Origin of the sequence: Streptomyces sp. NPDC090021, from assembly GCF_044748225.1 — a bacterium.
Classification (GTDB): Bacteria; Actinomycetota; Actinomycetes; order Streptomycetales; family Streptomycetaceae; genus Streptomyces.
Genome location: NZ_JBIVFO010000051.1, coordinates 22,092 through 48,786, shown reverse-complemented (window position 1 = coordinate 48,786; position 26,695 = coordinate 22,092). Strand labels below are relative to the sequence as shown.

The 26,695-nt window shown below is 74.2% G+C and carries 21 protein-coding genes and 1 pseudogene; 6 read left to right on the top strand and 16 right to left on the bottom strand.

Going from position 1 to position 26,695, the window contains the following annotated elements; genetic code table 11:
• Nucleotides 1-372 precede the first annotated feature (372 nt).
• A complete protein-coding gene (locus tag ACIPXC_RS31020; RefSeq protein ID WP_401624688.1) occupies nucleotides 373-1,029 on the bottom strand; it encodes a hypothetical protein in 657 nt (218 codons plus the stop codon).
• Nucleotides 1,030-1,223: 194 nt separating this feature from the next.
• On the opposite strand from ACIPXC_RS31020, the gene ACIPXC_RS31015 reads away from it, so the two are divergent.
• Entirely contained in the window at nucleotides 1,224-2,216 is a 993-nt protein-coding gene (locus ACIPXC_RS31015; RefSeq protein WP_401624686.1) for a helix-turn-helix domain-containing protein, read from the top strand.
• Between the two features lie 123 nt (nucleotides 2,217-2,339).
• Nucleotides 2,340-2,855 (top strand): hypothetical protein, encoded by a 516-nt coding sequence (locus tag ACIPXC_RS31010; RefSeq protein WP_401624684.1) that lies wholly within the window; start codon nucleotides 2,340-2,342, stop codon nucleotides 2,853-2,855.
• Nucleotides 2,856-2,916: 61 nt separating this feature from the next.
• Here ACIPXC_RS31010 and ACIPXC_RS31005 read toward each other — a convergent pair whose 3' ends face one another.
• Nucleotides 2,917-4,176, bottom strand: coding sequence for an amidohydrolase (locus ACIPXC_RS31005; RefSeq protein WP_401624682.1), 1,260 nt, complete (start codon nucleotides 4,174-4,176; stop codon nucleotides 2,917-2,919).
• 166 nt (nucleotides 4,177-4,342) lie between these two features.
• On the opposite strand from ACIPXC_RS31005, the gene ACIPXC_RS31000 reads away from it, so the two are divergent.
• Nucleotides 4,343-4,516 carry a thiazolylpeptide-type bacteriocin gene (locus ACIPXC_RS31000; RefSeq protein ID WP_007268044.1) on the top strand — a complete coding sequence of 58 codons (174 nt, stop codon included), beginning with the start codon at nucleotides 4,343-4,345 and terminating at the stop codon, nucleotides 4,514-4,516.
• A 78-nt stretch (nucleotides 4,517-4,594) separates the two neighbouring features.
• On the opposite strand, the gene ACIPXC_RS30995 is transcribed toward ACIPXC_RS31000, so the two are convergent.
• The 14 genes from ACIPXC_RS30995 to ACIPXC_RS30930 all read right to left on the bottom strand — a co-directional run bounded on the left by ACIPXC_RS30995 (nucleotide 4,595) and on the right by ACIPXC_RS30930 (nucleotide 23,953).
• Nucleotides 4,595-6,532, bottom strand: a complete 1,938-nt coding sequence (locus ACIPXC_RS30995) for a TOMM precursor leader peptide-binding protein (protein ID WP_401624680.1) — start codon at nucleotides 6,530-6,532, stop codon at nucleotides 4,595-4,597.
• Nucleotides 6,529-7,284: an ABC transporter permease gene (locus tag ACIPXC_RS30990; RefSeq protein WP_401624678.1), complete on the bottom strand. Its 756-nt coding sequence runs from the start codon at nucleotides 7,282-7,284 to the stop codon at nucleotides 6,529-6,531. The genes ACIPXC_RS30995 and ACIPXC_RS30990 overlap by 4 nt, the downstream gene beginning before the upstream one ends.
• A complete protein-coding gene (locus ACIPXC_RS30985) occupies nucleotides 7,281-8,249 on the bottom strand; it encodes an ABC transporter ATP-binding protein (protein ID WP_401624676.1) in 969 nt (322 codons plus the stop codon). Before ACIPXC_RS30985 ends, ACIPXC_RS30990 begins: the two co-directional genes overlap by 4 nt.
• 68 nt (nucleotides 8,250-8,317) lie before the next feature.
• Nucleotides 8,318-9,427, bottom strand: coding sequence for a peptidase M50 (locus ACIPXC_RS30980; protein ID WP_401624674.1), 1,110 nt, complete (start codon nucleotides 9,425-9,427; stop codon nucleotides 8,318-8,320).
• On the bottom strand, nucleotides 9,424-10,500 hold the full coding sequence (locus ACIPXC_RS30975) for a lantibiotic dehydratase C-terminal domain-containing protein (RefSeq protein WP_401624692.1): 1,077 nt from the start codon (nucleotides 10,498-10,500) through the stop codon (nucleotides 9,424-9,426). The genes ACIPXC_RS30980 and ACIPXC_RS30975 overlap by 4 nt, the downstream gene beginning before the upstream one ends.
• Nucleotides 10,497-13,241: a lantibiotic dehydratase gene (locus ACIPXC_RS30970; protein WP_401624672.1), complete on the bottom strand. Its 2,745-nt coding sequence runs from the start codon at nucleotides 13,239-13,241 to the stop codon at nucleotides 10,497-10,499. The genes ACIPXC_RS30975 and ACIPXC_RS30970 overlap by 4 nt, the downstream gene beginning before the upstream one ends.
• Nucleotides 13,242-13,254: 13 nt before the next feature.
• The gene (locus tag ACIPXC_RS30965) at nucleotides 13,255-14,811 is read right to left on the bottom strand and encodes a SagB family peptide dehydrogenase (protein ID WP_401624670.1); all 1,557 of its coding nucleotides are present in this window, start codon (nucleotides 14,809-14,811) and stop codon (nucleotides 13,255-13,257) included.
• Between the two features lie 40 nt (nucleotides 14,812-14,851).
• The gene (locus tag ACIPXC_RS30960; protein WP_401624668.1) at nucleotides 14,852-16,846 is read right to left on the bottom strand and encodes a TOMM precursor leader peptide-binding protein; all 1,995 of its coding nucleotides are present in this window, start codon (nucleotides 16,844-16,846) and stop codon (nucleotides 14,852-14,854) included.
• Nucleotides 16,836-19,193, bottom strand: coding sequence for a TOMM precursor leader peptide-binding protein (locus ACIPXC_RS30955; RefSeq protein WP_401624666.1), 2,358 nt, complete (start codon nucleotides 19,191-19,193; stop codon nucleotides 16,836-16,838). The genes ACIPXC_RS30960 and ACIPXC_RS30955 overlap by 11 nt, the downstream gene beginning before the upstream one ends.
• 144 nt (nucleotides 19,194-19,337) lie before the next feature.
• Entirely contained in the window at nucleotides 19,338-21,053 is a 1,716-nt protein-coding gene (locus tag ACIPXC_RS30950; RefSeq protein WP_401624664.1) for a BTAD domain-containing putative transcriptional regulator, read from the bottom strand.
• A 553-nt stretch (nucleotides 21,054-21,606) separates the two neighbouring features.
• A complete protein-coding gene (locus ACIPXC_RS30945; protein ID WP_401624662.1) occupies nucleotides 21,607-22,155 on the bottom strand; it encodes a GNAT family N-acetyltransferase in 549 nt (182 codons plus the stop codon).
• A 102-nt stretch (nucleotides 22,156-22,257) separates the two neighbouring features.
• Nucleotides 22,258-22,524, bottom strand: a complete 267-nt coding sequence (locus tag ACIPXC_RS30940) for a DUF4235 domain-containing protein (protein ID WP_401624660.1) — start codon at nucleotides 22,522-22,524, stop codon at nucleotides 22,258-22,260.
• Between the two features lie 338 nt (nucleotides 22,525-22,862).
• Complete coding sequence (locus ACIPXC_RS30935; RefSeq protein ID WP_401624658.1) at nucleotides 22,863-23,135, bottom strand: hypothetical protein; 273 nt, start codon at nucleotides 23,133-23,135, stop codon at nucleotides 22,863-22,865.
• 110 nt (nucleotides 23,136-23,245) lie between these two features.
• On the bottom strand, nucleotides 23,246-23,953 hold the full coding sequence (locus ACIPXC_RS30930; protein ID WP_401624656.1) for a TetR/AcrR family transcriptional regulator: 708 nt from the start codon (nucleotides 23,951-23,953) through the stop codon (nucleotides 23,246-23,248).
• A gap of 113 nt (nucleotides 23,954-24,066) precedes the next feature.
• Between ACIPXC_RS30930 and ACIPXC_RS30925 the strand changes: the two genes are divergently transcribed.
• The 3 genes and pseudogenes from ACIPXC_RS30925 (at nucleotide 24,067) to ACIPXC_RS30915 (ending at nucleotide 26,578) form a co-directional block, all read left to right on the top strand.
• The gene (locus ACIPXC_RS30925) at nucleotides 24,067-25,314 is read left to right on the top strand and encodes a saccharopine dehydrogenase C-terminal domain-containing protein (RefSeq protein ID WP_401624654.1); all 1,248 of its coding nucleotides are present in this window, start codon (nucleotides 24,067-24,069) and stop codon (nucleotides 25,312-25,314) included.
• A gap of 255 nt (nucleotides 25,315-25,569) precedes the next feature.
• Nucleotides 25,570-25,695 (top strand): annotated as a pseudogene (locus ACIPXC_RS30920) (serine hydrolase); the annotation flags it as partial.
• A gap of 133 nt (nucleotides 25,696-25,828) precedes the next feature.
• Nucleotides 25,829-26,578, top strand: a complete 750-nt coding sequence (locus tag ACIPXC_RS30915) for a DUF72 domain-containing protein (protein WP_401624652.1) — start codon at nucleotides 25,829-25,831, stop codon at nucleotides 26,576-26,578.
• Nucleotides 26,579-26,695: the final 117 nt, after the last annotated feature.

Sequence of the window (26,695 nt, the reverse complement as noted above, 5' to 3'; positions counted from 1 at the left end):
GTCCCGCACCGAGAGGACCACTGCCGGACCCTGGCGAACGCGCGGGGCCGGGCCGGAACGTCCCCCCTCGCGGCAGGGTGTCCAACCTCACGGCTCAATCGGCTGTGGCGCGTCCCGCAGGGCTGGGGCTGGGACTGGGGCTGGTACGGCGACACCCCCTATCCCCATGAAACCGAGTATGGCAGTACCCGGCTTGGCAGAGTGGGCACCTGGTGTGCGACAGGCGTCGTGCAGGGCACGGATCGCGGTGCGACGTGCCAGAGTCCGGCCGAGGTGAGGACGGGCCCGGCCGGACTCTGCGTGCGTGGGGTGCTCCGGTTCAGGGAACAGGGGGCTGTTGACGCCGTCGTGGCGGGGCGCCGGTGAACGTCGTCAGCCGGCGCAGGAAGCGCGCTCCTTGTCGGTCATGGGACGCGAGCGGGCGATGAGGGCGCCGTTCCCAGTGGGCGCGGTGAAGTCGGCGTCGGTGACGATGAACGCCCGGTACTTCTTACCGTGGATCTTGAATGTGTGGCTCTTGCTGAACTGGAGCCGGAACTGCCCCGTCGCATGACCCATTTCGGCGGCGCGGCTGAGCCAGCCCACGCTGCAGGCGGGCACCGGAAGGCTGTTGGTCTGCGTGACCGTGCTGGAGCGCGACCAGGTCTTGGTGTAGGTGGAGGTCACCGCGAACTCGACGGTCTTCCACAGCTGGGTCTTGGCACTGGTGCTCACGGCCAGGCTGTCCGTGCTGCCCACGGTGTCCGACCAGCTCATGGAGTGGGTGAGTACCTGCGCGCTGTAGTTGAAGGCGGTGTCTCCGACGGGTCGTTCGGCCGCGTGCGAGGTCTGGTACGTGGAGGTGTCCCACGTGACCGTGCAACCGGTCCCCTGCTGTTCGAACTCCGCGCACATCTGCAGGATAAAGGCGCCCTGCTCGGTGTTGGCGCTGACCGTGTACACGCCGGCGGCGGAGGCCGGCGAGGCGACGGACGCGAACAGGCCGGTGACGAGCCCTGTCACAACGACAGCACGTCGGGTTCTACGCACGGAAGGTCTCCTTCTAAGGAAAACGGAATGGCAGCAGAGGACGGCGGGGCCCACGGGCCGGGAGCCGGGAGCCGGGAGCCGGGTCCAAGGCCGCTTCCCCGCGTCCCGCCCGACAGCGCGGGCCCGGTTCGCCGCTCGGCAGGAACCCATCGTCCGATGCCGGCGGCGTCAGGCGTGAGTGCTAGAACATGCACATGCCGAAAGAATTCTTGCAAGCCGTGAAGACGGCACCCCCACACCGGGTCGCGGCACTTGTCGACGAGAACACCAACCCGTTCGAACTCGGCTGTGCGATCGAGCTCTTCGGCCTGCCCCGACCTGAAATCGGCAAGCTGCTGTACGAGTTCACCCTCTGCGCACCCGACACCCACACCCCGATGCGCAACCGTTTCTTCGCGCTGTCGGAGGTCGCCACCCTGGAGGCGGCCGACGCGGCCGACACCCTGATCGTCCTCAGCAGGCCCGACGTACACGCGCCGCGCCGGCCCGCGGTGCTCGACGCCATCAGCCGGGCCCACGCGCGCGGCGCACGGCTGGTCTCCTTCTGCAGCGGTGCGTTCGCCCTCGCCGAGGCCGGTGTCGTCGAAGGGCGCCGTGTCACCACGCACTGGCAGTGCGCGGACGCGCTCCGGTCCCGCTTCCCCGGCGTCATCGTCGAGCCCGACGTGCTGTTCGTGGACGACGGGGACATCCTCACCTCGGCAGGCAGCGCCGCTGCCCTCGACCTCGGGTTGCACATCGTCCGCCGGGACCACGGTGCGGAGACGGCCAACGACGTCAGCCGGCGTCTGGTCTTCGCCGCCCACCGCGACGGCGGGCAGCGGCAGTTCGTGGAACGCCCGGTGCCCGAAGTACCCGACGCGTCCCTGGCTCCCGTCCTGGCCTGGGCCCAGGAACGGCTCGACACCCCGCTGACGGTGTCCGACCTCGCAGCGCGGGCGGCCGTCAGTACCACGACGCTCCACCGCCGCTTCCGAGCCCAGCTGGGCACCACTCCCCTCGCCTGGCTCACCGGGGAACGCGTCACCCTGGCACGCCGGCTGTTGGAGCGCGGCGAGTCCCGCATCGAGCTGGTCGCGCGCCACAGCGGCCTCGGCACTCCGGCCAACCTCCGCGTCCTGTTACGCCGCGAGACCGGGCTCTCGCCGTCCGTCTACCGGCACCGCTTCGGCCCGGGAGCCGTGTGACGGGTCCGGCGACCCGCGGCAGCAGTTCACGTCCGGTGGCTGCCGGCCCGCTGCCCCTTGATCCCCGCAGCTGAGTCCGACCAGGTTTGCCGCCGACAACGGACGATCAAGCAGGTGGGGAGGATGGCGGGGCTGGACGACCTGGTGCGACTGTTTGGCCTGCCACCGGCCCGAGTGTCCTCTCCGGACGACTGGGCCGAGGTCGAGAGCCATCTCGGCTCGGCGCTACCGGACGACTTCAAGGCGTTCCTTGACTCCTATGGCACCGGCGCGATCTGCGGCGAGCTGGTGGTCTTCCACCCCCTGGGATCCAGCCCGCTGCTGGAACGGATGCGGAAGATCCACGAGTCGTTCGGCCAGTCGTGGCGACGCGGCTCGGACGCCTACCCGTTCCGCTTCCACCCCACCTCGGGCGGCCTGATCTCCTGGGGATACGACTACTCCGGTGACGAGCACACGGCCGTGCCCGGTGCTATCGCGGTGGTCGACCCGCAGGGCGCGGTGGTTGCCGTGTACACGCCCGGGGCGGTTGCGCAGCCGCAGTCGCGCGTCGACAACGAGAACACGATGAGGCTGGACCCGATCCGGTCCGGGAACGGCGCCGCGGAGCACGCGGCGGGCACCCGGGCCGGCCGCTGACCGCCCGCGCCCGCCCGCCCGCGCCCGCGCCCGGGCCTCGTCCGCCGACGACCGGAGCGGGTCAGGGGCGGGTCAGGCGGGTCAGGGCCGCGGCGGTCAGGGCGCGGACGGCGGACGGCAGGGCGGTGCGGACGTCCGGGGCGAAGTCCGGGGCGTGGTTGGCGGGGAGGGCGGCCAGCTTCTGCGCCGCCGTCGAGCCGGGCGCACGGGACCAGGCGGCCGGGCCGACCGTGCCCACCATCCAGTAGCCGAGCCGGATGCCCCGCTCGCCGTGCACGTCCGCGCCCGCGTCACCGAAGAGCGCGAAGTCCTCCGTCGCGAGCGAGGGCGGCCACATCGCCACCCGCTCCGCCCCGAACTCGGCCGTGTGCGCCTCCCGTACGGCGGACGTCAGTGCCGGATCCGGGTGCGTGACGGGGGACCCCGACAGCCGGACGACTTCCGGATCGCGGGGGCAGGCCGCGGCGGCGCACTCGGCGCGCACGATCCGCTCCACGGCCGCGGCGGCCCGGGCCAGCGAGGCCTCGCTCACCGCCCGTATCGTCAGGGCCAGTTCGGCGCGGTCCGGGATGACGTTCGCCCGCTCCCCCGCCCGGAAGGAACCGACGGTCACCGCCACCTGGTCGGCCGGGGCGGCCTCCCGTGCCACCACCGTCTGGAGCCTGGTCACCACGTGTGCCGCGGTCACCACCGGGTCCACCGCGAGGTGCGGGGCGCCCGCGTGCCCGCCCCGGCCGTGCACCACCACCCGGAGGGTGAGGCTGCCCGCCGTCATGGGCCCGTACCCGTGCGCCACCATCCCCGCGGGCAGCGGCGCCGCGTGCTGGGCCAGGACGTCGTCGGGCCGGCCGCACCGCCGGTAGAGACCGTCGGCCAGCATCGCCCTGGCCCCCTCCAGCGTCTCCTCGGCGGGCTGCCCGGCCACCACGAGGGTGCCGCGCCAGGCGTGCGGCGTCCGCGCGAGCAGTTCGGCCGCGCCCGCCGCCGCGGCCAGGTGCAGATCGTGCCCGCAGGCGTGCGCAGCCTCCCCGTCGGCCGCGTACGGCAGCCCGGTCGTCTCCCGTACCGGCAGGGCGTCGAGTTCGGCCCGCAGCAGGACCGTCGGCCCGTCCCCGTTGCGCAGCACGCCCGCCACACCGTGTCCGCCGATGCCGCGCACGGTCGCGTACCCCGCCGACTCCAGCCGTCCGGCGAAGCGGCCGGCCGTGCGCCGTTCCGCTCCCGACAGCTCCGGGTCACGGTGCAGTTCCAGGTAGAAGGCCGTCAGGTCGCGCAGGTGCTCGTCGAGCCCGGCGAGCGGTACGGGGGCGTGGCCGGTCATGGGGCCATGATCGGCCCATGGGACCGCGGCGGGCACGGCAGGGCGCTGACATCCGGTGTCAGAGGAGTGTCAGCACTGCGACGGGTCCGTTGACGGCGGCACCGGCTCTGATGGGTGCAGGCACCGGGCACGGCCCGGTGCGGTCCCCTCACCAGAAGGAGTCACCATGGAGAAGTCGCCCCTCGCCTCGCTCGCGGACGAGATCCTGGAGCTGGAGTCCGAGACCTTCGAGATCTCCGACTACTCGGACGCCAGCGAGGTCGTGCTCGCCGGTTCCACGAGCTGCAGCTCCACCTCGACCTGCTCCTCCACCACCAGCACCACCTCCTGCTCCGCCTGACCCGTCGGGCCGCGGACAGACGGATGCCCAGGTCCCCGCAGCCGCGGGGACCTGGGCATCCGCCCGTCGGGCACGTGCCTACGGGAACGGGTGCGGGACCAGGCGGACTTCGGCGTCGGTGAGGTCGGCCGTCCGCAGTCCCGCCCGCCGGGGCGCGGTGCGCAGGCGCGGCAGGTACGGGGCGCGCTGCCGGGACCAGCCGAAGTCGATCGGCAGCAGACCGGGCACCACCGCGCAGACCGTGTGCAGACCGATCCGCCGCTGTTCCGGGGTGGTCTGGTCGACGACGATGACGTCGTGCCCGGCACCCGTCAACTCCCTCACCACGTACAGCAGATCGTCGCGGAGGTCGCCGGTGCGGGGCCGTCCGTGGTCCGTCCAGGACCGGTAGATCTCGTCCATCGCACGGACGGCGACCGGCTCCCGGTAGGTCCGTACGTGCTCCGCCATCACCGGCAGCCCGTACAGCTGGGCGTGGTCCTTCAGGTGCAGCACCCTGGCGAAGTCGGCGGCCATCGCCTCCAGTTCGCCGCGTCGTTCCTCGACCTGGCGCGGCAGGTGCGGGATGTAGGTGAGCACCTCCGACAGCGCGGCCTCCACCGCCGTCGCCGGGTCGAGTGCGGCGCCTGCGCCGAAGGAGAACAGTCCGGGGCCGCCGTCGCGCCGCACCGCGAGCCCGGTGACGACCGGGACCGCCAGGTCGACTCGGTTGTCGAAGGCGTGCACGTCGTAGCCCTGGAGCGCCGCCCGGTCGGCCATCGTGCGCACCGCGCTCCCCGGTACGCTCGCCAGGTCGATCTCGGTCAGCGGCAGGCCGCCGTACCAGGCGAGGAGGAACGCGTCCCGCTCGACGAGTTCGAGCAGGGCGCCGAGCAGCGCCTCCTCCGGGCAGCTGCCGATGGCGCAGCCGTTGGAGCACTCGAAGACGAAGTTGTCGGCGGCGACACCGGCGCTGTAGTGCACCAGCCGGGCCGGGACCAGGACGGGACGGTCGTCGCGCAGCGAGTGCCCGTACACCCACGGGATCGGCCGCTCGGGGTCGAAGGGGGACACCAGCGGGTCGTCGCGGTAGGTCTCCGGTGCGTAGAACCCGCACTCGGCCGGGTCGAGCGCGCGCTCGCCGAGTTCCGCGTAGGAGGCGGTGAGGAGGGTGTTCCCGGTGCGGCGGTGGGTGCCGGCGTACCGTTCCAGCCCTTCCAGGTGGGCGAGGTCGCGGCTGGCGGCGAAGCTGTTGGCCTGTCCGCTCCACGTGACGTCCGTCAGGCCCGCGTACCCGCGCATGAAGACGCTCCCCGCGACCGGGGCGGTGGTCGGCGAGGTGACGTTCAGCCAGGTCCCGCCGCCCAGCGCCCCGGTCACCGGGTTGGCCAGCGCCGCGTACGGCATCGGGTACGAGGAGGCGGCGCGCAGCCGCTGTCCGCCGGGGCCGGGCCTGGGCCGGGACGCCGGGGTGAAGGGCCGCGGCGCGTCGGTGCCCCGCGGGCCGCAGTCCGGGCACAGCGGGTCGGCCAGCAGCGGGTACGTCCGGATCCGCAGCGTCCCCAGGTCCAGGCGGGACACCTGGGGCAGGGCGCGGTCGGCCGCGGCCCCGGCGGGTGCGGCGACCCGGCCGCCGTGGACGGCCTCGTGCAGCGCGTACACCGCGTCGTGCGCGTACGGGGAGAGCCGCGGCCATTCGGGGCCGGTGGGCGTGCCGGGCCCGTTGCCGGTCTCCAGCGCGTCGCGCTCGCTGCGGCTGCGCAGCCGCTGGCGGCGCATGGCCAGGCACTGGCCGCACGCCGGTGCGCTGCCGTCGCCGCCCCACGGGCCGACCAGCACCTCCCGGGCGGTGAGGTGGACGGTGGCCCGGGGGCGGACCGCGGCGAACGGGTCGGCGGTGCGCGGTCCCAGGGCGTCGTGGACGCCCAGGGTCACCACGACGGCGCCGAGCGGCTCCAGCGCTGCCGCGAGGTTCCGCCGGGCGGCTTCCAGGGGCGTCCCGTCCGGTGCGGGCGGAGGTGGCGGGGGCGTGGTCATGTCCGGTTGCTCCAGCGGAAGGTCCTCAGCCCGATGGCGCCGAAGAGCAGGGCGAAGCCGAGGAGTACCGCGCAGCCGGTGCCGATGTCGGCGAGGGTCCCGGCGCCGGTGAGCGCGCCGGTGGCGGCGTCGTTGAGGTAGCGCAGCGGCAGGACGAGGGAGACCGACTGCAGCCAGGACGGCATCATATCGAGCGGCAGGAACGAGCCGGACAGGAAGGCCATCGGGACCATCAGGCAGTTGGCGATGGCGGCGACGGCCTCCGGGGTGTTGGCGTAGGTGCCGACGATGACGCCTATGGCGAGGAAGGCGGTGATGCCGAGCACCAGAGCGGGCAGCACCAGCGGCCAGCGTCCGTCCAGGGTCAGCCCGAAGCCGGGGAGCATGGCCACCGCGACGAACACGGCCGCCTGTGCCACGCCCACGACCAGGGCCAGGACGTAGCGCGAGGCGAGTACGGTCGTCAGCGGGGTCGGTGTCAGCCGGATCAGGCGGAGCAGGTCGTCGCGCCGCCACTGCATCAGGGTGAAGGCGATGCCGAAGACGGCCGCGTTGGCGACGCCCCAGGACATCACCCCGGGCGCGATGTACGAGATGTAGGGGCGGCCGGTCTCCTCGACGTCCTGCCCGCTGAAGATCAGGCCGAAGACGACCAGGAAGAGCAGCGGGAAGGCGAAGGTGAAGAAGAGGGTGGCCTTGTCCCGGACCTGCGCCCGGTAGCCGGCGCCGGTCAGGGCCGTGTATGCGCTCATGCCTGGTGCTCCGTCTGCGTGTGGGGGTCGGCCTGGGGGCCGGGGTGTGCGGCGCCGGTGAGTTCGAGGTAGACGTCCTCCAGCGTCGCCGTGCGGGTCATCACCCCGTCCAGTCCGGTGAGGGTGTCGACGGCCTGGAGCACCTTGCCGGGTGTCGCGGTCTCCAGGACGAGCGAGCCGCCCTGGAGGACGGCACGGTCCACGCCGGGGAGCGCCGCGGCCTCCTCGACGGCGAGCCGGCCGGCGGGCAGCAGCAGGCGCGAGGGCGCGCCGGCCGCCGTGACCAGCCGGTGGGGCGAGTCGAGTGCGGCGATCCGGCCTCCGACGAGGATGGCGACCCGGTCGCACAACGCCTCGGCCTCGTCGAGGTGGTGGGTGGTGTAGACGATGGTGCGGCCCTGGTCCTTCAGGGCGCGCAGCACCTCCCACAGGTCGCGCCGGGCCTGTGGGTCCAGGGCGGCCGTCGGCTCGTCCAGGAAGATCAGCTCCGGTTCGTGGACGAGTGCGGAGGCGATGGCCAGGCGCTGGCGCTGGCCGCCGGAGAGGTTCTCCACCATGACGTCGCGCTGTCCGGTGAGTCCGACGCTCTCCAGGGTGCGGTCCGCGGCCGCCGGGTCCCGGCGGTAGAGGCCGGCGACGGTGGCGAGGTGCTCGCGCGCGCTCTGGCGTACGAAGAAGGCCGAGGCCTGGGTCTGGACGCCCATCCGGGGCAGCAGGGCGGTGTTGCGGGGCCAGGGGCTCTGGCCGAGGACGGTGACCGTGCCGTCGTCGGCCTGGCGCAGGCCCTCCATGATCTCGATGAGGGTGGTCTTGCCGGCTCCGTTGGGGCCGAGGAGCCCGAAGAACTCACCGCGGATCACGTCGAGGGAGACCCCGTCCACCGCCCGGCGGTCGCCGTAGCGTTTGTGGACGTCCCGGACGGCGATGGCCGGGGAGTCGGGCGGCTGGGTGCTGTCTGTCGTCATGGGTGGTGCGTCCCTCTGTGTCTGTCGTACGGGATGTTCGGGGTCTCGTGGTTCGGGGTGTCGTGGGTTCAGGTGGTGGCGGCGTACCAGACCGCTCCGGTGAGGCCGGCCGCCAGCAGCAGGACCAGCGCGGTGGAGCCGACGGCGTATCCGAGGTAGAGCCTTCTGGCGCGCGGCGGGTATGCGGCGGCGGCGGTCCGGTCGCGCATCCGTAGTCGGAGGTACCCCGAACTGGCGGGTGCCAGCCGGGTAACGCGCAGGCCGTGGCCGAGCATCGTGTAGCCGTCCAGCGGGGGCAGCGGGATCAGGTTGACGAGTGCCTGGGCACTGCCGATGAGCAGCAGTGCGGCGAGGGTCCGCCGGGTGGGGTCGTCGCCCGCGGGCAGCGCCGCCCACCAGAGCCAGAACGGCAGCAGGAACAGCAGGTTGGCGAAGGCTCCGGCGGCGGCGACCGCCAGCTGGTGCCGACGCCGTTCCAGGAAGCGGTAGTTGTCGACGGTGCAGTACATGATGGCGACGGGCAGCCGCCAGCGCAGTCCGATCTCGCCGACGGTCCCGCCGACGTGGCGGGCGGCGATGCCGTGTGCGAACTCGTGCAGGGCCGTGCTCAGCCACATGAGGGTGGCCACGGCGAGCAGCGGCGCCGGATGGCGCAGCAACCAGACGAAGGCGGCGCCGAGTTCACCCAGGGACAGGGCGAGCACGGTCTCCATGGCGAGGCAGCCGAGCAGCAGTGCGCCGAGCACCGCCGGGTGCAGGAGCGGTCGCAGCGCGCGGTGCAGCCGGGCCGTGGTGGCGTCGGCGTCCGCGACCAGGCGCAGCGTGCCGCGCAGGAGGGTGCCCCGCAGCGGCCTGCCGGAGGTCCCGGGGGCCGGGACGGGGTCCGGGTCCGGGCCGCCGGCGAGCAGCCGGCGGCTGCCGAGGAGGGCCAGCAGGTGCTGCCAGTTGCCCTCGCCGAGCCGTCGCCCGAAGACGCGTCCGTACTCGGTGCCGATCTCCGCCAGGCTGCGGGTGCCGTCCAGCCGGGAGACGAGGAAGTGCTCCTTGGGGCCGATCTCGAACGAGGCCCCGGAGACCGGGTCCTTGACCAGGTGCACGGTCGCGGGCCCGTCCAGGAGCGGCGGGGAGAGCAGGACCTCGGGCCGCAGCGCGGGCCGGTGGTCCAGGAGGCCGGTCATGTGGCGGCCGCCGTTCCCCCGGCCGGGACCCCGTCCTCGCGCAGGACCCGCCCGAGCAGGTGGGCCAGGTAGGCCTCGTCCCGGATGGTGACGTGCAGCCGGTTGTTGGTCATGTGCATGTACGGGGAGAGCAGCAGCGGCAGGGCCTCGGCGGGGTCCGTCACCCGTTCGTCGCGGGTGCCGTCCCAGGAGCGGAAGACGAGTTCCCCGGCGACGGCGAGGGCCTCGGCCCGCTCGCGCAGCTCCTGGCAGTGCTCCGCCCACCCGGCGAGGAAGGCGGGGAGCCGGCCGGTCTCCCCCGAGGCGAGCGCGGCACGTACGGCGGCGAATCGGCGGCCCAGCCCGGGCGCGGTCTGCCCGTAGGTCCGGTCGTACTCCTCGGATCCGATGAACCCGGTGCCGGGGAAGGCCCGGTGCCAGAACTCGTAGTAGCGGTCGAGATATCCGGCGAGTTCCTCCCGGTCGGGCAGGAAGACGCCCGCCATGACCATCATCAGCTGGGCGGAGGTGCCCAGCAGGACGGTGCGCAGGTGCAGGTTCATGCGGTGCAGGGCGTCGATGACCAGATCGCTGGAGCGGGCGAAGTGCCATTCGGCGAGTTCGACGCCGGCCGGGCCGCCGTACTTGCCGTACTCGGGTTCGTAACGTTCACGGGAGTACGCGTTGTTCGGCCGAAGGTTCATCCGGCCGTCGGGCCCCGTGAAGGCGGCCCGGTCGCCCTCCGGGAACTCGATGTCGAAGAGGGCGTTGTAGAACTCGTTGAGGAATCCGGAGTCGACCTCGTAGAGGGCCGGCCGGGCCCTCAGGAAGGCGGCCACGGCCACCTCGGAGCGTCGCCGGACCTCGGCCTCCGCCTCCGGTGTGGCGGGGCGCAGCCGGAGCCGGACGTGCGGGCCCTCCAGCCAGTAGTTGATGAAGAAGTGGCCGGCGAGCAGGCCGTCGGCGGTGAGTCCGGCGATCAGCGGCCGGACGCACTGCACCAGCAGGGGCTGCGGGTTGGCGGCGTAGAAGATGTGCAGGGCCTGCCAGGCACCGCGGGTGTCGGCGCGGGTGCCGGGGGTGGACGGGGTCATCTCGGACATCGCGTGCCGCCTTCCTGGTCTGCTGTGTCTCGGGGGGTGGTGAAGGTCTCGACGGCCAGTTCGGCCACGTGCGCGCCGCGTGCCGAGTGGACGTGCAGGCCACCGGGGTCGGGGAGCATCTCGCGGAAGACGACCCGGTGGGCCGGGTCGCGCAGCAGCGTCTCGAAGGCCGCGAGCGACAGCAGGCTCGCGAAGTCGACGTGGCTCGGCTTGGCTCCGGCGGCCGACGGTCCGGCCGAGACGGTCGCGAACACCTGCTCCGGCAGGCCGTGGGCGTGGCGCCAGCGCTGCCAGTCCAGGAAGTGCCCCGCCTCCTGGGCCCCTTGGACGGGCAGGTCGCCGGCGGTGGTGGTCCAGCTGCGGCGGCTCAGCACGACGTCGCCGTGGACCACTCTGGGCCGGGTGGTCACGTTGTCGTGCGCCGCGCCCTGCGGTACGCCCGCCCACACGTCGAGCGGTGACATCGACGACGGGGACAGCAGCAGCAGCGTGCGCGGGATCGCGGGCAGCGCGAGCGGCACCAGATAGCCGAGGTAGACGGGGACCACCTCGCGGCCCAGGCGGCGCGAGCGCAGCACCACGCGTCCGGTGTCCGGCACGTGCTCGGCGTACAGGTCGTCCAGGTGCAGCCGGCGCTCCGGCGGGTGGGTGCCGCTCTCGCCCGGGCAGACGATCTCGTACTCGGTCAGCCGTCCGTGCAGGTTGAGGTTGGTGGTGACGGGGCCGCCGGTGACCTCGGCGAGGACCGCGCCGGGCGGGGTGATCGACTGCGCGGTGGCCCGCAGGGCGTCGGAGAGGTCCGCGGCCGTCCCGTCGTAGACGTGGGTGAAGCGGCTGAAGGGGAAGGACAGGCCGCCGTAGGAGCGGTTCAGCACGGTCAGCGGGGTGCCGTCGGCGGGATCGCCGCCGAACTGCAGGTGATGGCAGCGCGGGGCGAACCGCGGTGCGATCGTGCCGAGTTCGTCCGCGACCACCGCGATGTCCGCCTCGTCGAGGCGCAGTACGGCCGTGGCGTCGCGGCCGTGCTCGGCCTCGTGCACCGCCCAGGCCTGCCGCATCCGGCCGACGAACGTGCGGCGCGCCGCGTCCAGGGCGCGGATGCCCGGCAGGCCCAGCCAGTTCTCCTCCGGAACGTACTCGCCGTGCTCGTCGAAGGGCCTGCGCCGGGCGGTGAACGACAGGTACTGGTCGAAGAAGTCCTCGTGGAAGTCGTGCACCAGCCCCAGGAGGTCCTCGCACCGGCCCCCCGCCCCGTAGCGGGCGGTGAAGAAGCCCTCGAAGGTGATCCGCTGGGCCAGCGTGAGGTCGAAGGCGGGCAGGATCCGCTCGACGGCCCGCAGCGCGGTCCAGTCGCGCGGCGGGCAGGGCAGCTCGCGGCCGGCGCTCACGTCCTCGTAGAGCAGGGTTTGCGGCAGGGCCGCGTCCGGTGCGCCGAGTTCCGCCTGGGCGCGGTGCAGGCCGCTGCGCAGCGCCCGCAGCAGACCGGCCCGTTCCGCGTGCCCCGCGGCCGGGTAGTCGGCCAGGGCGGCGGCGGGCGCTTCGAGCAGGGCGGCGAGCCGGTGGGCCCAGGGACGGTCCAGCGAGGCCAGTGCCTGCCGGAAGGAGCGCAGCGGGTCCTCGTCGTGCACGTGGGTGTCGAGAAGGGGTACGCGCACCAGGCCCAGCTGGAGGAGGGCGGAGACGTACGCCTCGCACTCCGCGGGGCCCGCTGCGTGCTCGGCCGCGAGCCAGTCCGTCAGTTCCCCGTGGCGCAGCTCGGGACGCTTGGCGAACAGGCCGAGGAGCCGTTCCAGGGTGCCGCTGCGGCGCAGGAAGAACAGCCGGTCCTCGACCGCGTCGAAGGTGACGGCGGCGGCGTCGTCGCCGGCCGTGACCGACCTGCGCACATACCGGATCCGGTCGTCCTCGTGGCCCCAGCCGGAGGCAGGGCGCAGCGGCAGGTCCCGGCGGCGCTCCGGGTCGGCCAGGATCAGCTCGGCGAGCCGGGCGAGGACCACGACGTTGAGCCGGACGTGGCTGCTCCACGTGTCGGCCACCCGGATCCCGTCCGGTCCGTCCTGGCCCGCGGTGTCCGTGAAGCGCCCGGTGGCCACGGCGGTGAGGGTGCTGAACGGGCTCGTCTTGCAGGCCGTGCGGTACACGTACGACAGGACGGACCGCTCGGCCTTGCGGGCCCGCCCGGTGGGCACGCCCTGGGCGCGGGCGTATCCGTCGAGCTGGCCTTCGAGCACCGGCGAGGCCAGCAACAGGCCGCGGCGCAGCCGCTCGTCGGCGACCAGGGCGCGCAGCGCGGTCCGGTTGCGGGCGAGGTCGGCGGTGAGCAGCGGCGGCCCCTCGGCCAGCAGTTTGTCCAGCAGGCGGCGCCGGTGCAGCCAGCCGGCCAGGTCCTCGGCGGCGGCCTCGTCCATGGCGGCGACGGCTTCGACGGCGGTCTCGGTCGAGGCGTCCGGCCTTGCCGGGAGCCGGTCGTTGTGGATCTGGCGGCGCAGCCGCAGCAGTGCGCGGCGCTGGGCGGCGCCCGGGCCGTCGGGCGCCGGGTCGGTGGCCGCGACGGCCGCGTGGAGCACCTCGCCCAGCCGTTCGGTGCCCTGGCGCAGGCCGGTCTCGGCGGCGAGGACGTCCTCGGCCCAGCGGCGGGTTCCGCCCGCGCGCAGCACCTCGACGTCGGACAGGGCGAGTCCTGCGACGCGCAGCATGAACCGGTCGCCCACGTGCCAGTCGGTGGTGTTCATTTCCCGTCCCCCTTCAGGCGATCTCGTGGCGGAAGTCGGCCGGGTGCGGACGCTCGTGGCCCGCGAGCATGATCAGCAGGGGTGCCTCGTCGGTGCCGGTCAGTCCCAGCTCCTCGATGTAGGAGATGTTGTCGAAGCCGAGGGCCACGCCGGCGCCCAGGCCGTGGGCCGCGGCCGTGGTGTAGAAGGTCTGCGCGACGGCTCCGACGGCGCCGCCCACGAGCCGGTAGCCACGGTCGCCGACGCCGTCCAGCACGGCGGTGGTGCGGACCGTCGGGACGAGCACCGCACCGGCCTGTTCGAGGTTGTAGTTGGACAGGAAGTAGGTGCGCTGCAGGAAGGGGCCGGGCGGTCCCGGCCTGACCGGGCGCAGGGTGTGCGCGGCCCGGTCGTAGGCGTACGTGCCGGGGGCGATGCCCTCGACGTGGTTGACGAAGGCGTACAGCGAGGTGAGGGCGGGACCGCCGGGGGGCTCGGCCTCCGTTCCGTACCGGGTGGCCGCGCAGTCGGCCAGCAGGGCGGCGAGCTGTCCGGCCGCGACCGGGCGGGAGGCGTCGAAGCGGCCGAAGCTGCTGCGGCGCTCGCGCAGGGCCCGGGTGACGGTGACCGGCGGCGCGGGGGGAACGGGCAGGGGCAGCGGATCCGTGCCGCGGGGCGGGAAGGCGGCCGCCGCGTCCAGCGCTCCCGGCGCCGGGCGGTCGGCGGCGCGGCCCGCGGTGGCCCCGTGGATGCGCCGCAGCGTCTCGAACTCCAGGACGCGGCGCGAGCGTTCGAGATCCCGGTGGCGGGTGGTGGCGCCGGTCGCCCCACCGTGCCCGGCCTCCCGCACGCCCTGCCAGGTCAGGGGGACGACGGCGAAGACGCCCTCCTCCTCGGGCTGCACGCCCAGCAGCCGGGCCAGGTGTTCCTCGTCGAACCACAGCACCGGGTCGATGCGCAGCCCGTACTGCGCCGCCCACAGCCGCCAGGTCTGCACGAGCGCTCCGACGTCCATGCTGACTGCGTGGAAGGAGAAGCTGTTGTACTTGAAGGCGTTCTGCCAGTACTTGACGCTGAGGACGAGGTACTGCGTGGCCTGCCCGGCGGGACCCGCCCCCGGGCCGAGGGCCTCCCGGACGTCGCCCGTGACGTCGCCCGCCAGCAGCCGGCGCAGCCCGTGCCGGTGCGGCGCGTAGTGGTAGAGGCCGGGTGTCAGCGGTCCGCCCGGGCCGGCCGCCCAGTGGACGGCCACCGGGTAGAGGCCGCCGCCCGAGGCGGTGCCGCGCGACCAGTTGGCGTGGGTGTAGTGCGGCAGGGCGGCCAGGTCGGTGTTGGCCTGGACCGCGAGCCGCCGGCCGGTGAGCCCGTACGAGTCCCCCAGCATCCCGGACAGCAGCGGCAGGGTGAATCCGGGTGCGGCCTGCGGCGGGGTGGCCGGCGGGAGCGGCGCGGGCAGCGGCAGTGTCTCGGCGTCCGGGTGGAACTTGGCCTTTCGGGGGCGGTCGGCCCAGTCGGGGACGAAGTCGGCGGGCTCCATGGGCACCCGGCCGCGGTGCATGATCTCGTGGGCGTAGACATGGGCGTGGCCCATGGGTCCTCCTGCGTTGGGGGCGGACGCCGGCGGTGGCCGGTCAGGGGAAGGGGTGCGGTGCCGGGTTGAGGTCGCCGGGCTCCAGGGGCCGTTCGCGCAGACCGGCGGTGAACAGGCCGGTCCGCATCCGCGGCATGCCGAGGGCCCGCTGCCGGGACCACCCGAAGTCGATGGGGAGCAGTCCGGGGACGAGCACGCTCACCGTGTGCAGTCCGAGGGCCCGCTGCTCGGGCATCGTCTGGTCGACGACCACGACGTCGAACCCCTCGGCCGTGACCGCCGCCACGCACCGTTCCAGGTCGGTGCGCACGTCGTCGGAGGCGGGAGCGCCCCACGCGTCGGTCCGGTCCAGCTCGGCGACGGTCCGCAGGCGCTCACGGTCGGTGCGGGTGCCGGTTGCGGTGCCGGTGCCGGTTGCGGTGCTGGTTGTGGTGCCGGTACGGGGGTTGCGCAGCAGGAAGTCCGCGTGCACGCCCATGTCCGGGATCCCGTAGACGAGCGGATGGTCGTGCAGTGCCGTGACCAGGTCGAAGTCGGCCGCCATGGCGCGCAGCCGGGTCTCGTCGCGCTCGGTGCGCCCGGGCAGGTTGACGGCGTCCGTGGCGATCTCGCACAACGCCGAGGCCAGGGCGGACTCGGGGTCGAGCCCGGCGCCGGCCCCGAAGCACATCCGTCCGGGGCCGCCGTCGAAGCGTTCGGCGACCGCCGTGACGACGGGGATCGGGAAGGTGATCCGCGTGTCGAAGAACCGGGCCCGGTAGCCGTACATCGCCAGCCGGTCGACCATCGCGCGTGTGGAGGGCCGGGTGCTGCTCGCCGGGTCGATCTCCGGCAGTGGCTGCCGTCCGTACCAGGTGAGCAGGAACGCGTCGCGTTCGACGACCTCCATCAGGCCGAAGTAGGCGGCCTCGGCCAGACTGCCGCCGGAGGCACAGCCGTTGGAGCTCTCCTGCACGAACCGGTTCTCCAGGCCGGGGGCGTGGTAGTACGTCAGGATCTCCGGGACCAGGCGGGGCACCCGGTCGCGCAGCGACCAGCCCCACACCCAGGCGATCTCCCGCTCCGGGTCGAAGGGCCGCACGCGCGGGTTCGCCCGGTGGAAGGCCTCGCTGTAGAGGCCGACGTCCCGCGGGTCGACCGCGTCGGCCCCGAACCGCTGAAGGGAGCCGGTGACGCTCGTGGTCCGGGAGCGGGCGCGCATCCCGGCGTAGCGCTCCAGCCCCTCCAGGACCCCCACGTGCGCGCTGCGGGCGAAGGAGTCCGTGTGGCCGCCCCAGAACGTCTCGCGCAGGTACTCGCCCGAGCGCATGGAGAAGCAGCCGATGGTCGCCGAGGTGGACGTGGACGAGACGTCCTGGACGAGGGAGGGTCCGAGCGCCCCGCACAGCGGGTTCGCGAAGGCCGCCACGTCGATCCCGTACGACTCGACGGGCCGGGTGCGGAACACCCCGGGCCGGTGTTTCGGCGCCGGAGCCAGATCGGGCACCGCCGCGGCGGCGGTGTCCTCGCCGGGGGTGGCGCAGAGCGGGCACTCCGGATCCGGGACCAGCGGGTACCGGCGTACACGGCCGGTCCGCAGGTCCAGCAGCCGGACGTCGGGGAAGACGCCGGGCGCCGGGGCGCCGGGGCGGGGCTCCCGGGCGGCCGTGATCAGCGCGGCCAGTGCCAGGGCGGCGAAGGGGTGGGCGTAGGGCCAGTCCCCCGCGGCCCGGGTGCCGCCGCCGAGTTCGAGGGCGTCGCGGAGCGCCACGGACCGTACCGCCTGCCAGCGGCGTTCCAGGCAGCGGGCGCAGCCGCCGGGCGGCCCGACGACCGCCTGGTGGCCGTACAGGTGTACGGGCACGGCCGCCGCGTCGCTGCCCTCCGGGGCGGGCCGGGTGAAGGCGTCGCCGAGTCCGAGGGGGGCCGGCGTGGTGCGGGGGCCGCCGAGTTCGGCGAGGGCGCGGTCGAGCTGCGCGGTGAAACGGGCCGCCGCGTCGGGGCCGAGCGCGTCGGCGAGGCCGGGTCCGTGGGCCGTCAGCGGATCAGTGGTCATCGCCCGGCTCCTGGGCGGTGGTCAGCAGCACTCTGGCGGTGTGGAGTCCCGCCGAGGCCAGGTCCGGGGTTCCGGTGGGGACGAGGTAGGCGTCGCGGCCCGCGGCGCGCAGCCGGTCCAGCACCTGCGGCCAGTCGGCAGCGTCCTGGCCGGGGTCGGTGGTCGCGCCGTCCGGCGAGGTCGTGAGCGTGCGGGCGTCGAGGTCGGCCAGCAGCGGATCACCGGTGTCGGCCGGTCCGCCGGGTGCGGCCTCGTCCTGCTCGTACTGCACGGCGCCCAGCAGGTCCCGCAGCGCCGTCACGGTGGCCGTCCGCCGGTCCTGGCCGGCGCCCACGGCCCAGCGTTCGCCGGCCCGGGCGAGCAGCACCGCTACCCCGGAGCGGGCGGCCTCGCCCAGGTCGAGGAGCTCGACGTCCGGCACGAGCCGCCGCGCCGACCGTACGAGGAAGACGAGTTCGGCGTCGGCGGTGCCGGCCGCGTCGTCTGTGCCGGCCGCGTCGTCCGTGTCGTGCGTCAGCGGTACGAGCACGGCCGCGGCCCCGCGGACCGCCCGCAGCAGGGCGTCGTGGGCCAGGGCGGACAGCAGGCCCGCGGCGGCCGCGTCGGCGGGCGAGGGGCCGGCGCCGGCGCCGGCGCTGGTGCGTTCGAACAGCCGGTCGGCGTTGTGCGGGCCGAAGGGGCGGACGGCTCCCGCCGGCACGAGGGCGGACTCCTTCGTGACGAGGGAGACGGCCCGCTGCCAGGCGGCGGCCGTGCCCGGCAGACCGGAGGCGATCGTCAGGGAGCCTTCCGCGACCGCCGTGGCTGCCGCGTCCGCGCCCCCGTCGCGGGTGGTGACGCCGTACGCGGGGACGACGTGCTCGGCGTAGACGAGGGCCGCGGCGTCCAGGGCCCGCATCCGGGCCCCGGCGACATGGTGGACGTCGAAGGCCGCGACGGACCGGGAGCGCGCGGGGCCGGTGCCGAGCTCGACCGCGGTCAGTTTGAGGGGGATCTGGGTCAGCGGCTCGTCGGCGTAGCGCGTGAAGACGCCGGTGTACGGGCGGACGAGCGCCTCGGAGCGCCGGTTCAGCTCCTCCACCAGGGCGTCCGCCGCGCGTGCGGTCTCCAGGGTGGGCAGGGCGGGCGTGCCGGTGGTGCCGGCCTCGGTGAGGTCCACGGGGGCCACGGGGGCCACGGGCCGGCTCGCCGTCTCGGTGTCCGGGGCGCAGAACGGGCAGCGCGGGTGGGCCAGGAGCGGCTCCGCGGTGACGTCCAGCGAGGCCACGTCCTGCACGATGACCTGGCCGGCGGTCTCGGCGGGCAGGGCTCCGGAGGTGGCCCGGAAGACCTCGTAGCCGAGCAGGTTGCCGATCATCGCGGCCAGCGGCCCGCCGGGCTCCGGGCCGGACGCGGCGGGCCCGCCCGGCAGGGCCAGGGTGCTCCACAGCTCGGCCGCCGCGGCGCCGTCCCGGCCGGCGGCCGAGCCGAGCCGAAGTGCGGCGCAGGCCCAGCAGCCGGCGGTGCCGGGCGTCATGAGCGGGCCGATCACGGCGTCGGAGCCGTAGGACCAGGCCGGCAGGAGGGTGCGGCCGGCCGGGACGCCGGCGCGCAGCAGCGGCAGCAGGCGGGCGGGCGCGGTACGGCCACCGGTGACGACCACGAGGTCGTAGTCGGACAGGTCGGTCCAGGCGGGCTCCCGCCCGGGGGCCACCGGCAGGGTGCGGAGCTCGGCCGGGCAGCCGTCGGCGACGGCCTCGGCCACCTCGGCGTCGAGCGCGGGCGTGCCGGACGCGGGGGTGGCGGGGGCGGGCGGCGTAGGGGTGTCGGGCGCGGGGGTGGCGGGGGCGGGCGTGGCGAGGGCAGGTGTCACACCGACGACCGCGCAGCCGTTGCGTATGAGGCTCGACGCGCACCAGCGGGCGACGTCGTCGTCCCCGAGCACGGCCACGCGGGTCTCCCGGAAGCGCAGGAAGCGGGCTTCGGCGTCGTCGGCGTAGTGGTCGGCGTAGGCGATCTGGGGGGCGTACCGGCGGGCCACGTCGGGGGCGGGAGCGGCCTGCGCGGCCGCCGGTCCGGCGGGGGTGGTGACGGGCCGTGCGAAGTCCCGGTCGTACAGGGTCCGGACGAGTTCGCCGACCATCGCCCGCTGTGCTTCGCCGAGGCCCCGGCACAGGTCGTCGACCGAGTGCTCACCGGTGAGGTGGGGGACGATCAGCGTCGCGAAGCGGTACGCGGACTTGGCGGTGAGGCGGAAGCCGCCGTCCGCGTTGTGGAACAGCACGCCGTCCGGCGTCTCGGTGAACAGCACGTCCCGGCGGATCCGGGGACGGGTCGCGGCAACGGCTTGGTAGCTGGCGTGGGCCATGGGAACACCCCTGGGTGCGGTCTGGGCGGGATCGGGGGAAGCCTGGAACGGGGAGGGAACGGGGGCGGTGCGGGGAACGGGATGCAGCGGGAGGGCACGGACGGCGGGAGCCGTGGCGTGCGGCCCCGGCACGGGCCGGAGGAGTCAGCGCGGCGCTGCCGCCGCCGTGCTCTCGTGCCTGCGGGCGCGCCGACGCGCGTAGATGCGGAGCAGCTCGTGCATGCGGTACGGGCCGGGCGGCCCGTCCTCCAACAGCCCCGCCTCCACGAGCTGTTCGAGTACCGACTCGTCCTCCCCGGCCGACGGGTCCCCGGCCCCGGCGCGGGCACCCAGCCGGAGGAACGCCTCCCGCAGGTCGGGGGCGAGGGCGTCGAGGGCCTGCCCCAGTACCTGGGGTACGGAGAGCCCGGCGTCCTCCGCGAGCGCCAGCCGCGCCGTGGGATCCTCGGCGAGCCAGGCCGCGCAGGCCGCGACCGAGAGGCCGGGCCGGGTCAGCAGCCGCCCTGCGGCGATCCGCAGGGCGAGCGGGAAGTGGCCGCACACGGCGGCCAGTTCACGGGTCGCGGCGGGCTCGGCCGCGACCCGTTCGGCGCCGACGAGTCCCGCGAGCAGTGCGTACGCCTCGGCGGACCGGAGCACGTCGAGCCGGTGCACGGCGCCGCCGTGCGTGGCGACGACCGCAGCCAGTTGGCGCCTGCTGGTCACGAGGACGGCGGCGTCCTCCGCCGCGGACAGCAACGGCAGCACCTGCCAGGCGCCGGCCGCGCCGTCCAGGACGACCAGCCTGCGCTCCCGTGCGGGCTCCGGCACGAGCCGCACCGCCTCCTCGACGGTGACCGGGGTGCCGTCCGGCCGGACCAGTTGGACGGTGAACACGCCGCCGGGGAAGGACTCCTGCACCTCGTGCGCGGTCTGGCGGGCGAGCGCGGACTTGCCGATGCCAGGCGCCCCCGAGACGACGACCAGGCGCGGTCCGTCGGGGGCGGTGAGCCGGGCGGCCATGACCCTGCGGTCGCTCGCGCGCCCGGCGAAGGCGGGGACGGGCGGTACCGCCCGGGACGGCCGGGCCGGGGCGGACGCACCCGAGGGCAGCGCGGGGACCCCGGTCGCGCCGGCGGGGCGCGCGGGTTCCGGCGGGGCGGGCGCCAACTCCTCCGCGCGCAGGATGGCGAGCTCCAGGCGGCGCAGCCCCGGCCCGGGGTCGATGCCGAGTTCGTCCCGGAGCCGGTCGCGGACCGTGCGGTACTCGGCGAGCGCTTCGGCCTGCCGTCCGGTGCGGTAGAGCGCCTCGACGAGCTGTTCGGTGAACCGTTCGCGCACCGGTTGCCGGCGGGCGCTCTCGTACAGGTCGACGAGGACCTGGTGGCAGTTGCCGGCGGCGAGTTCGAGGTCGCAGACCCGTTCCAGCACCCGCAGCCGTTCCTGTTCGAGGGCGGGCACCGCGTCGTCCTGGAGCATGTGCGAGGCAACGTTGGCGAGGGGCTGGCCCTGCCAGAGGGAGAGCGCCTCGCGCAGCCGGTAGAGCTCCTCCCCCGGGCCGTCCGCCGCCCCGGCGCGGGCCGCGAGCGTACGGAACTGCACGAGATCGAGGGTTCCGGTGTCGCAGTGCATCCGGTATCCACCCGGGACGGCCTCGATGGTGGTCGCCGATATGCCGTATTTGGCGAACAGTCGGCGCAGCCGCAGGACGCACGTCTGCAGGGCGGCGCGGGCCGTGGCGGGCGGTTCTTCGTCCCATACGGCGCGCAGCAGGTAGGCGGTCGACACCACCGCGTTCGGGTGCAGCAGAAGTGCGGCGAGAAGACTGGTCGGCTTGGACGGTTTGAGGACGACGGTTTCAGGGCCGTGCGCAATGCTCAAGGGCCCCAATAGCTGGAACCGGATGATTGATCCCCCGTGTCGGGACACGCATTCCCCCAATGGGGAGCATGGCGGGGGCGGTGGTCTGCCGGTTCTTCGAGTTCGTCACACGCCGGAAATAGTCCGGACCAATCCCGAGGTCGCCGTCCGCCCCCCGTTGGGCGGTGAATAACGGGAACACTACATAACGGATCTTGCGTAAGTCGAGTCGACGGATGAATCCTTTCCTTCCCGCCGACCTTTTCTCCCTTCTCCGTAACCTGGGCGCTTCGCGGAGTTACCGCCGGTTCGTCAAAACCGTTAAGCTGTAAACGAATTACCGTGGCGGCGCCATCCAAGCACGATGTCGTGATCGAATTAAGGTGTATATCGCGCCACTGATATGGCCGATCCTCGACCTTGCGGCGGACCCCGCACCCGGGGGCTTCCGAATTGCACCGGTGCACCGGGGCGCTCGTGAGCGGATCGCCGGGCGTGGCAGGGGACATCGAGGAGGCCCTCCGGACCGACCGGTTCGGCTTCACGCCGGGCGGGGTGTCCGGCGGCGGACCGGTCAGGCCGAGGGGGCGATCGGGGAGCGCACGCCAAACCACTGCTCGGCGCCGAACTCCTCGAACCGCTCCACCTCCGTGAAGCCAAGCTTCGCCGCGAGGCTCAGGGAACGGTCGTTGGCGCTCTGGGTGCACAGGACCACGGGCTCGCCGGGACGCACCGCGGTGAACCAGTCGAGGGCCGCCGCGCAGGCCTCCGCCGCGTAGCCGCGGCCCCAGACGTGCGGCAGGAAGGTGTAGCTCAGTTCGGTCTCGCCGGCCTCCGGACGGACGCGCCCCGGACGGCTCGTGTCGCGCGGGTCGAGCGTGATCATGCCGATCATGGTGCCGTCGAGGTCCACCACGAAGAATCCCGGCCGCCGCCCGGGCACCGCGGGCATCGCGCGGTCCAGCTCGTCACGTGGGCGAGCGCCACCCAGGTAGGTGCGCACCTCCGGCGAGGCGAACAGCTCGATGAACGCCGGGCGGTCCCGCGCCTCGGACTCGCGGAGCACGAGCCGCTCGGTCCGCAAGGGGGCGGCCGGCCAGGCAACGTGTTCGAGTGCGGTCATGGGGGGCAACGTACCGTACGCCCGGGCAGGGCGTCGCGGTCCGCAGCCGCGCACTCACGGTCGGCACGCGCCGGGGCTCACGATCGGCCGCGCCGGAGCCGGTCAGTCCGGCCACGTGCCGGTGAGGCGCCTGACGGCCACGGCTCCGCCGCGGTCGACGGCCGCCTTGACCGCGGCGAAGACGGCGCCCTGCAGGGCCGCGGCGATGAGGATCTCGCGCCACCTCCGGTCCTCGTCGGTAGCGTTCGGTGCGTCGTCCTCGTGGCCGAGCCGCATCCACAGGTGTTTGAACGCGATGCCGGCCAGCGCGCCTCCGAGGGCGCCGAGGACCATCCCCACGGGCTTGTACGCGACGGTCGAGGCCTTCATCGCTTCCTCCTGGGCGGTTCCGGGTCCTGTTCCGGGTCCTGTTCCGCTTCCCGTTCCGCCCTGCGCCTGCCCGGTCCGGCGCCCGGCTAACGCGTGGGGCCTGCGTCAGCCGGGCGCGGCGGCGGGCAGACGCGGACCGGGAGCCGACCGGCCCCATTCCGACCGGCCCGATTCCGACCGGCTCGTCGCAGCGCTCCGCCGGCGGCCGTGCCGCTCGCCCCGCGCCTCGGCCTGGTGGACCGCGCCCGGGACCTCGTGACGGGCGGCGGCCTGTGACCCGGACGGACGCACCGGGCGCCGCCCTGCGCAGGTGAACGGTCCGCTGCGGCAGCGTCGGTTCAGTCCCGCGCGGCGGAACCGGCCGGCTCCCGCGGCGCGGCCTCCGGAACGTCCTGGGCCCGGGCGGCCGAGGGGGCCGGCCAGGCGGTGGGCCGCTCGGTCCAGAAGGTGCCGGAGACGGCGCGGCGCGCGAGCATCAGCAGGAGTCCGGCCAGGCTCAGGCCGAGGGCGATGACCAGGGGCGGGCCGAGGCCGAACCACGCGGTTCCAGCGTACGAGTTGGCCGGGTCCGCCATGTCGGCGACCGCTTCCACCAGCAGCCAGACCAGCATGCCCGCGCCGACGAGGGGACCGGCATAAGCTCCCCGGTCCGGATCCGGCCCCGGTCCAGATCCGGACCGGCCCAGATCCGGCCCAGAACCGACCCCGGCCCCGGCCCGGCTCAGCCCCGGGCGTCCGCCAGCTGCCGCTCCGCGGTCTCCAGCAGCATCTCCAGCGCGACCGGGTAGGCGCTGTGGGGCATCCGGGCGGCCAGCAGCCCCGCGGTGGCCGCGATGTTCGGGTAGTCGTCCGCCGGCAGGCGTGCGTACGTCGACTCCCAGCGTTCCTCGTCGGACGCGCGGGCCCGGTCCGTCAGGGCGAGGGGGCCCGCGTCGAGGGCCGCGAAGGCCAGGCTCTGGTCGATGTAGGCGTGGTAGATCCGCACCGCGTCCTCGTCGCCGAACCCGGCACCGCGCAGGATGCCCAGGATCGCCTCGTCCGCCGCGATCTCCCGCGGGCGGCCGGTGACCCGGCTCGCGGTCAGCAGGGCGGCCTGCGGGTGGGCGAGGTAGGCAGCGTGGATGCGCAGCCCGAGGGCGCGGAGGTCGTCGCGCCACCGTCCGGTGGGGGCCCACCCGGCCAGCGCCCGGCCGATCAGCTCCTCGCCCATGGCCAGGGTGAGCCCGTCCATGCCTTCGAAGTACCGGTAGAGGGTGCTGGGGTCCGCGCCCAGGGCCGCGCCGAGCCGCCGGGCGGACAGGCCCGCGCTGCCGTGCTCGCGCACCATCCGCAGTGCCGTCTCGACGATCAGCTTCTCCGAGAGCACTGTCCCCTGCCGCGTCGGCCGACGCCGCCTGCGGGCCTCCTCCGGCACCACGTTCTTCGCCATCTCGCCCGCCTCCGTGACAGCCGACCCTTATGCCAACACCATTGACCTTAACTCGGGGCGCGCGGTTGCATCAGCCCCCTGAGGCGGACGCCTCACCGAGAAAGGACCGAGCCATGCGTGTTCTGCTTGTGGGTGCCGGCGGTGTCGGGAGCGCGATCACCAGGATCGCCGCCCGCCGCGGCTTCTTCGACCACTTCGTCGTAGCCGACTACGACCTGGCCCGCGCGGAGGCCGCCGTCACGGCCCTGGGCGCCGACGAGCAGCGCTTCAGCGCGTGCCGCGTTGACGCCTCCGACGAGGCGGCGGTCACCCGGCTGCTCTCCGAGCGCGGATGCGACGTACTGATGAACGCCACCGACCCGCGCTTCGTGATGCCCCTGTTCCATGCCGCGCTGGCGGCGGGCAGCCACTACGTCGACATGGCGATGTCCCTCTCCCGCCCGCACCCGGAGAACCCGCACGGCGAGTGCGGGGTGAAGCTCGGCGACGAGCAGTTCGAGCGGGCCGCGGAGTGGGAGGAGTCGGGCCGCCTGGCGCTCGTCGGCATGGGTGTCGAGCCCGGGCTGTCGGACGTCTTCGCCCGCTACGCGGCCGACGAGCTCTTCGACGACATCGAGGAGATCGGCATCCGTGACGGAGCGAACCTGACCGTCGAGGGCTACGACTTCGCACCGTCCTTCAACATCTGGACGACCATCGAGGAGTGCCTGAACCCGCCTGTGGTGTACGAGAGCGAACGCGGCTGGTTCACCACGGAGCCGTTCAGCGAGCCGGAGGTCTTCGACTTCCCCGAGGGCATCGGGCCGGTCGAGTGCGTCAACGTCGAGCACGAGGAGGTCCTCCTCGTCCCGCGCTGGGTCGGGGCCCGCCGGGTCACCTTCAAGTACGGCCTCGGCGACGACTTCATCGGCAAGCTCAAGGCGCTGCACGCGCTGGGCCTGGACTCCACCGTCCGGGTCCCGGTCCGCGGGGAGGACGGCGCCGAGGTGCGGGTCTCGCCGCGTGACGTGGTCGCCGCCTGCCTGCCCGACCCGGCGACGCTCGGGGACCGCATGACGGGGAAGACCTGCGCCGGTACCTGGGTCAAGGGCACGAAGGACGGCCGGCCGCGCGAGGTGTACCTCTACCACGTGGTCGACAACCAGTGGTCCATGCGCGAGTACGGCTCGCAGGCCGTCGTCTGGCAGACCGCCGTCAACCCGGTGGTGGCCCTCGAACTCCTCGCGACCGGCGTGTGGTCCGGGTCCGGTGTCCTGGGCCCCGAGGCCCTGCCGCCGCTCCCGTTCCTCGACCTGCTGACGGCGTACGGCTCCCCCTGGGCCGTGCGCGAGCAGGGCCCCGCCGCCGCCCTGGGCCACTGACCCGGGGCGGCGGCGGGGGCGGGGCGCGGGGGACGCAACCGGATTGATCATCTTTGGCGGCTTTGTCACCACGTGACCGCCGAGGGAAGAGGAGAGGCGACGTGGAGCAGACCCGTCGTGCCGTACTGACTCCGGGAGCGGGGGTGGCGCTGACCGCGTCGCCGCCCGGGCGGCGACGCCCGGGCGGCGACGCCCGGCGCGGAGGGCGAGGCCGTCCGGCGGCTGCGGGCGCTGGAGCGGGAGTACGGCGCGCGGGTGGGGGCGTACGCGCGGGACACGGGCACGGGCCGGACGGTGCGGTACCGCGCCGACGAGCTGTTCCCGATGTGCTCGCTGTTCAAGACGGTGGCCGCGGCTGCCGTGATGCGGGACCTGGACCGTGACGGCGCCTTCCTCGCCCGGCGGATCCACTACACGCTGGACGACGTCACCTCCGCGGGCCTCGGCGCACGGCGGCCTCCTCCTCGCACCGGGGCGGAGGTGTGCCGGGCCGCGCGGCGGGCAGGCGCACGGCATGACCGTGCACGTCGGCACGTCCGGCTGGCAGTACCGCGACTGGTCGGGCGTCCTCTATCCGCGGGACCGGCCGCAGCGCCTGTGGCTGGAGGAGTACGCCGCTCATTTCCGCACCGTGGAGAGCAACGCCGCCTTCTACCGGCTGCCGTCACCCCAAACGTTCGCCCAGTGGCGCGCCCGCACCCCGTCCGGTTTCGTCATGTCCGTCAAGGCCGGGCGTTTCCTGACGCACGTCAAACGCCTGCGCGAGTCGGCCGAGCCGGTGCACCGGCTGATGGCGCACGCCGTCCACCTCGGCGACCGGCTCGGACCGGTCCTGCTCCAGCTGCCGCCCACCCTGCCGGCCGACCCGGACGCGCTCGACGCGTGTCTGGCCTGTTTCCCGGCCGGTACGCGCGTCGCGGTCGAGCCCCGGCACACGTCCTGGTGGACGCCGGAGGTGCGCTCGGTCCTGACCGGCCGCGGCGCGGCCCTGTGCTGGGCCGATCGCGGGTCGCGGCCCGTGACGCCACTGTGGCGCACCGCGGACTGGGGGTACGTACGGTTCCACGAGGGCCGCGCCCGCCCCGCACCCCGGTACGGCAGAACGGCCCTGCGCAGCTGGGCGGCCCGGATCGCGGACACCTGGCCGGCGGACGCGGACGTCTACGCCTACTTCAACAACGACGCGGGCGGGGCGGCCGTGGCCGACGCCCGGTCGTTCCTCCGGCTGACATCCTCCCCGGCGCCGGAACACGCCCACGCGTGACGCCAACCAGCACTCAGAGCAAGGATCTTGACGGTACCGTGCTGCTCCTGCGGGCTGACGTGGTGCCCGTGAAGTGCCACGATGGTCCGTGCTTCAACAGTGTGCCGTTCGGGACGC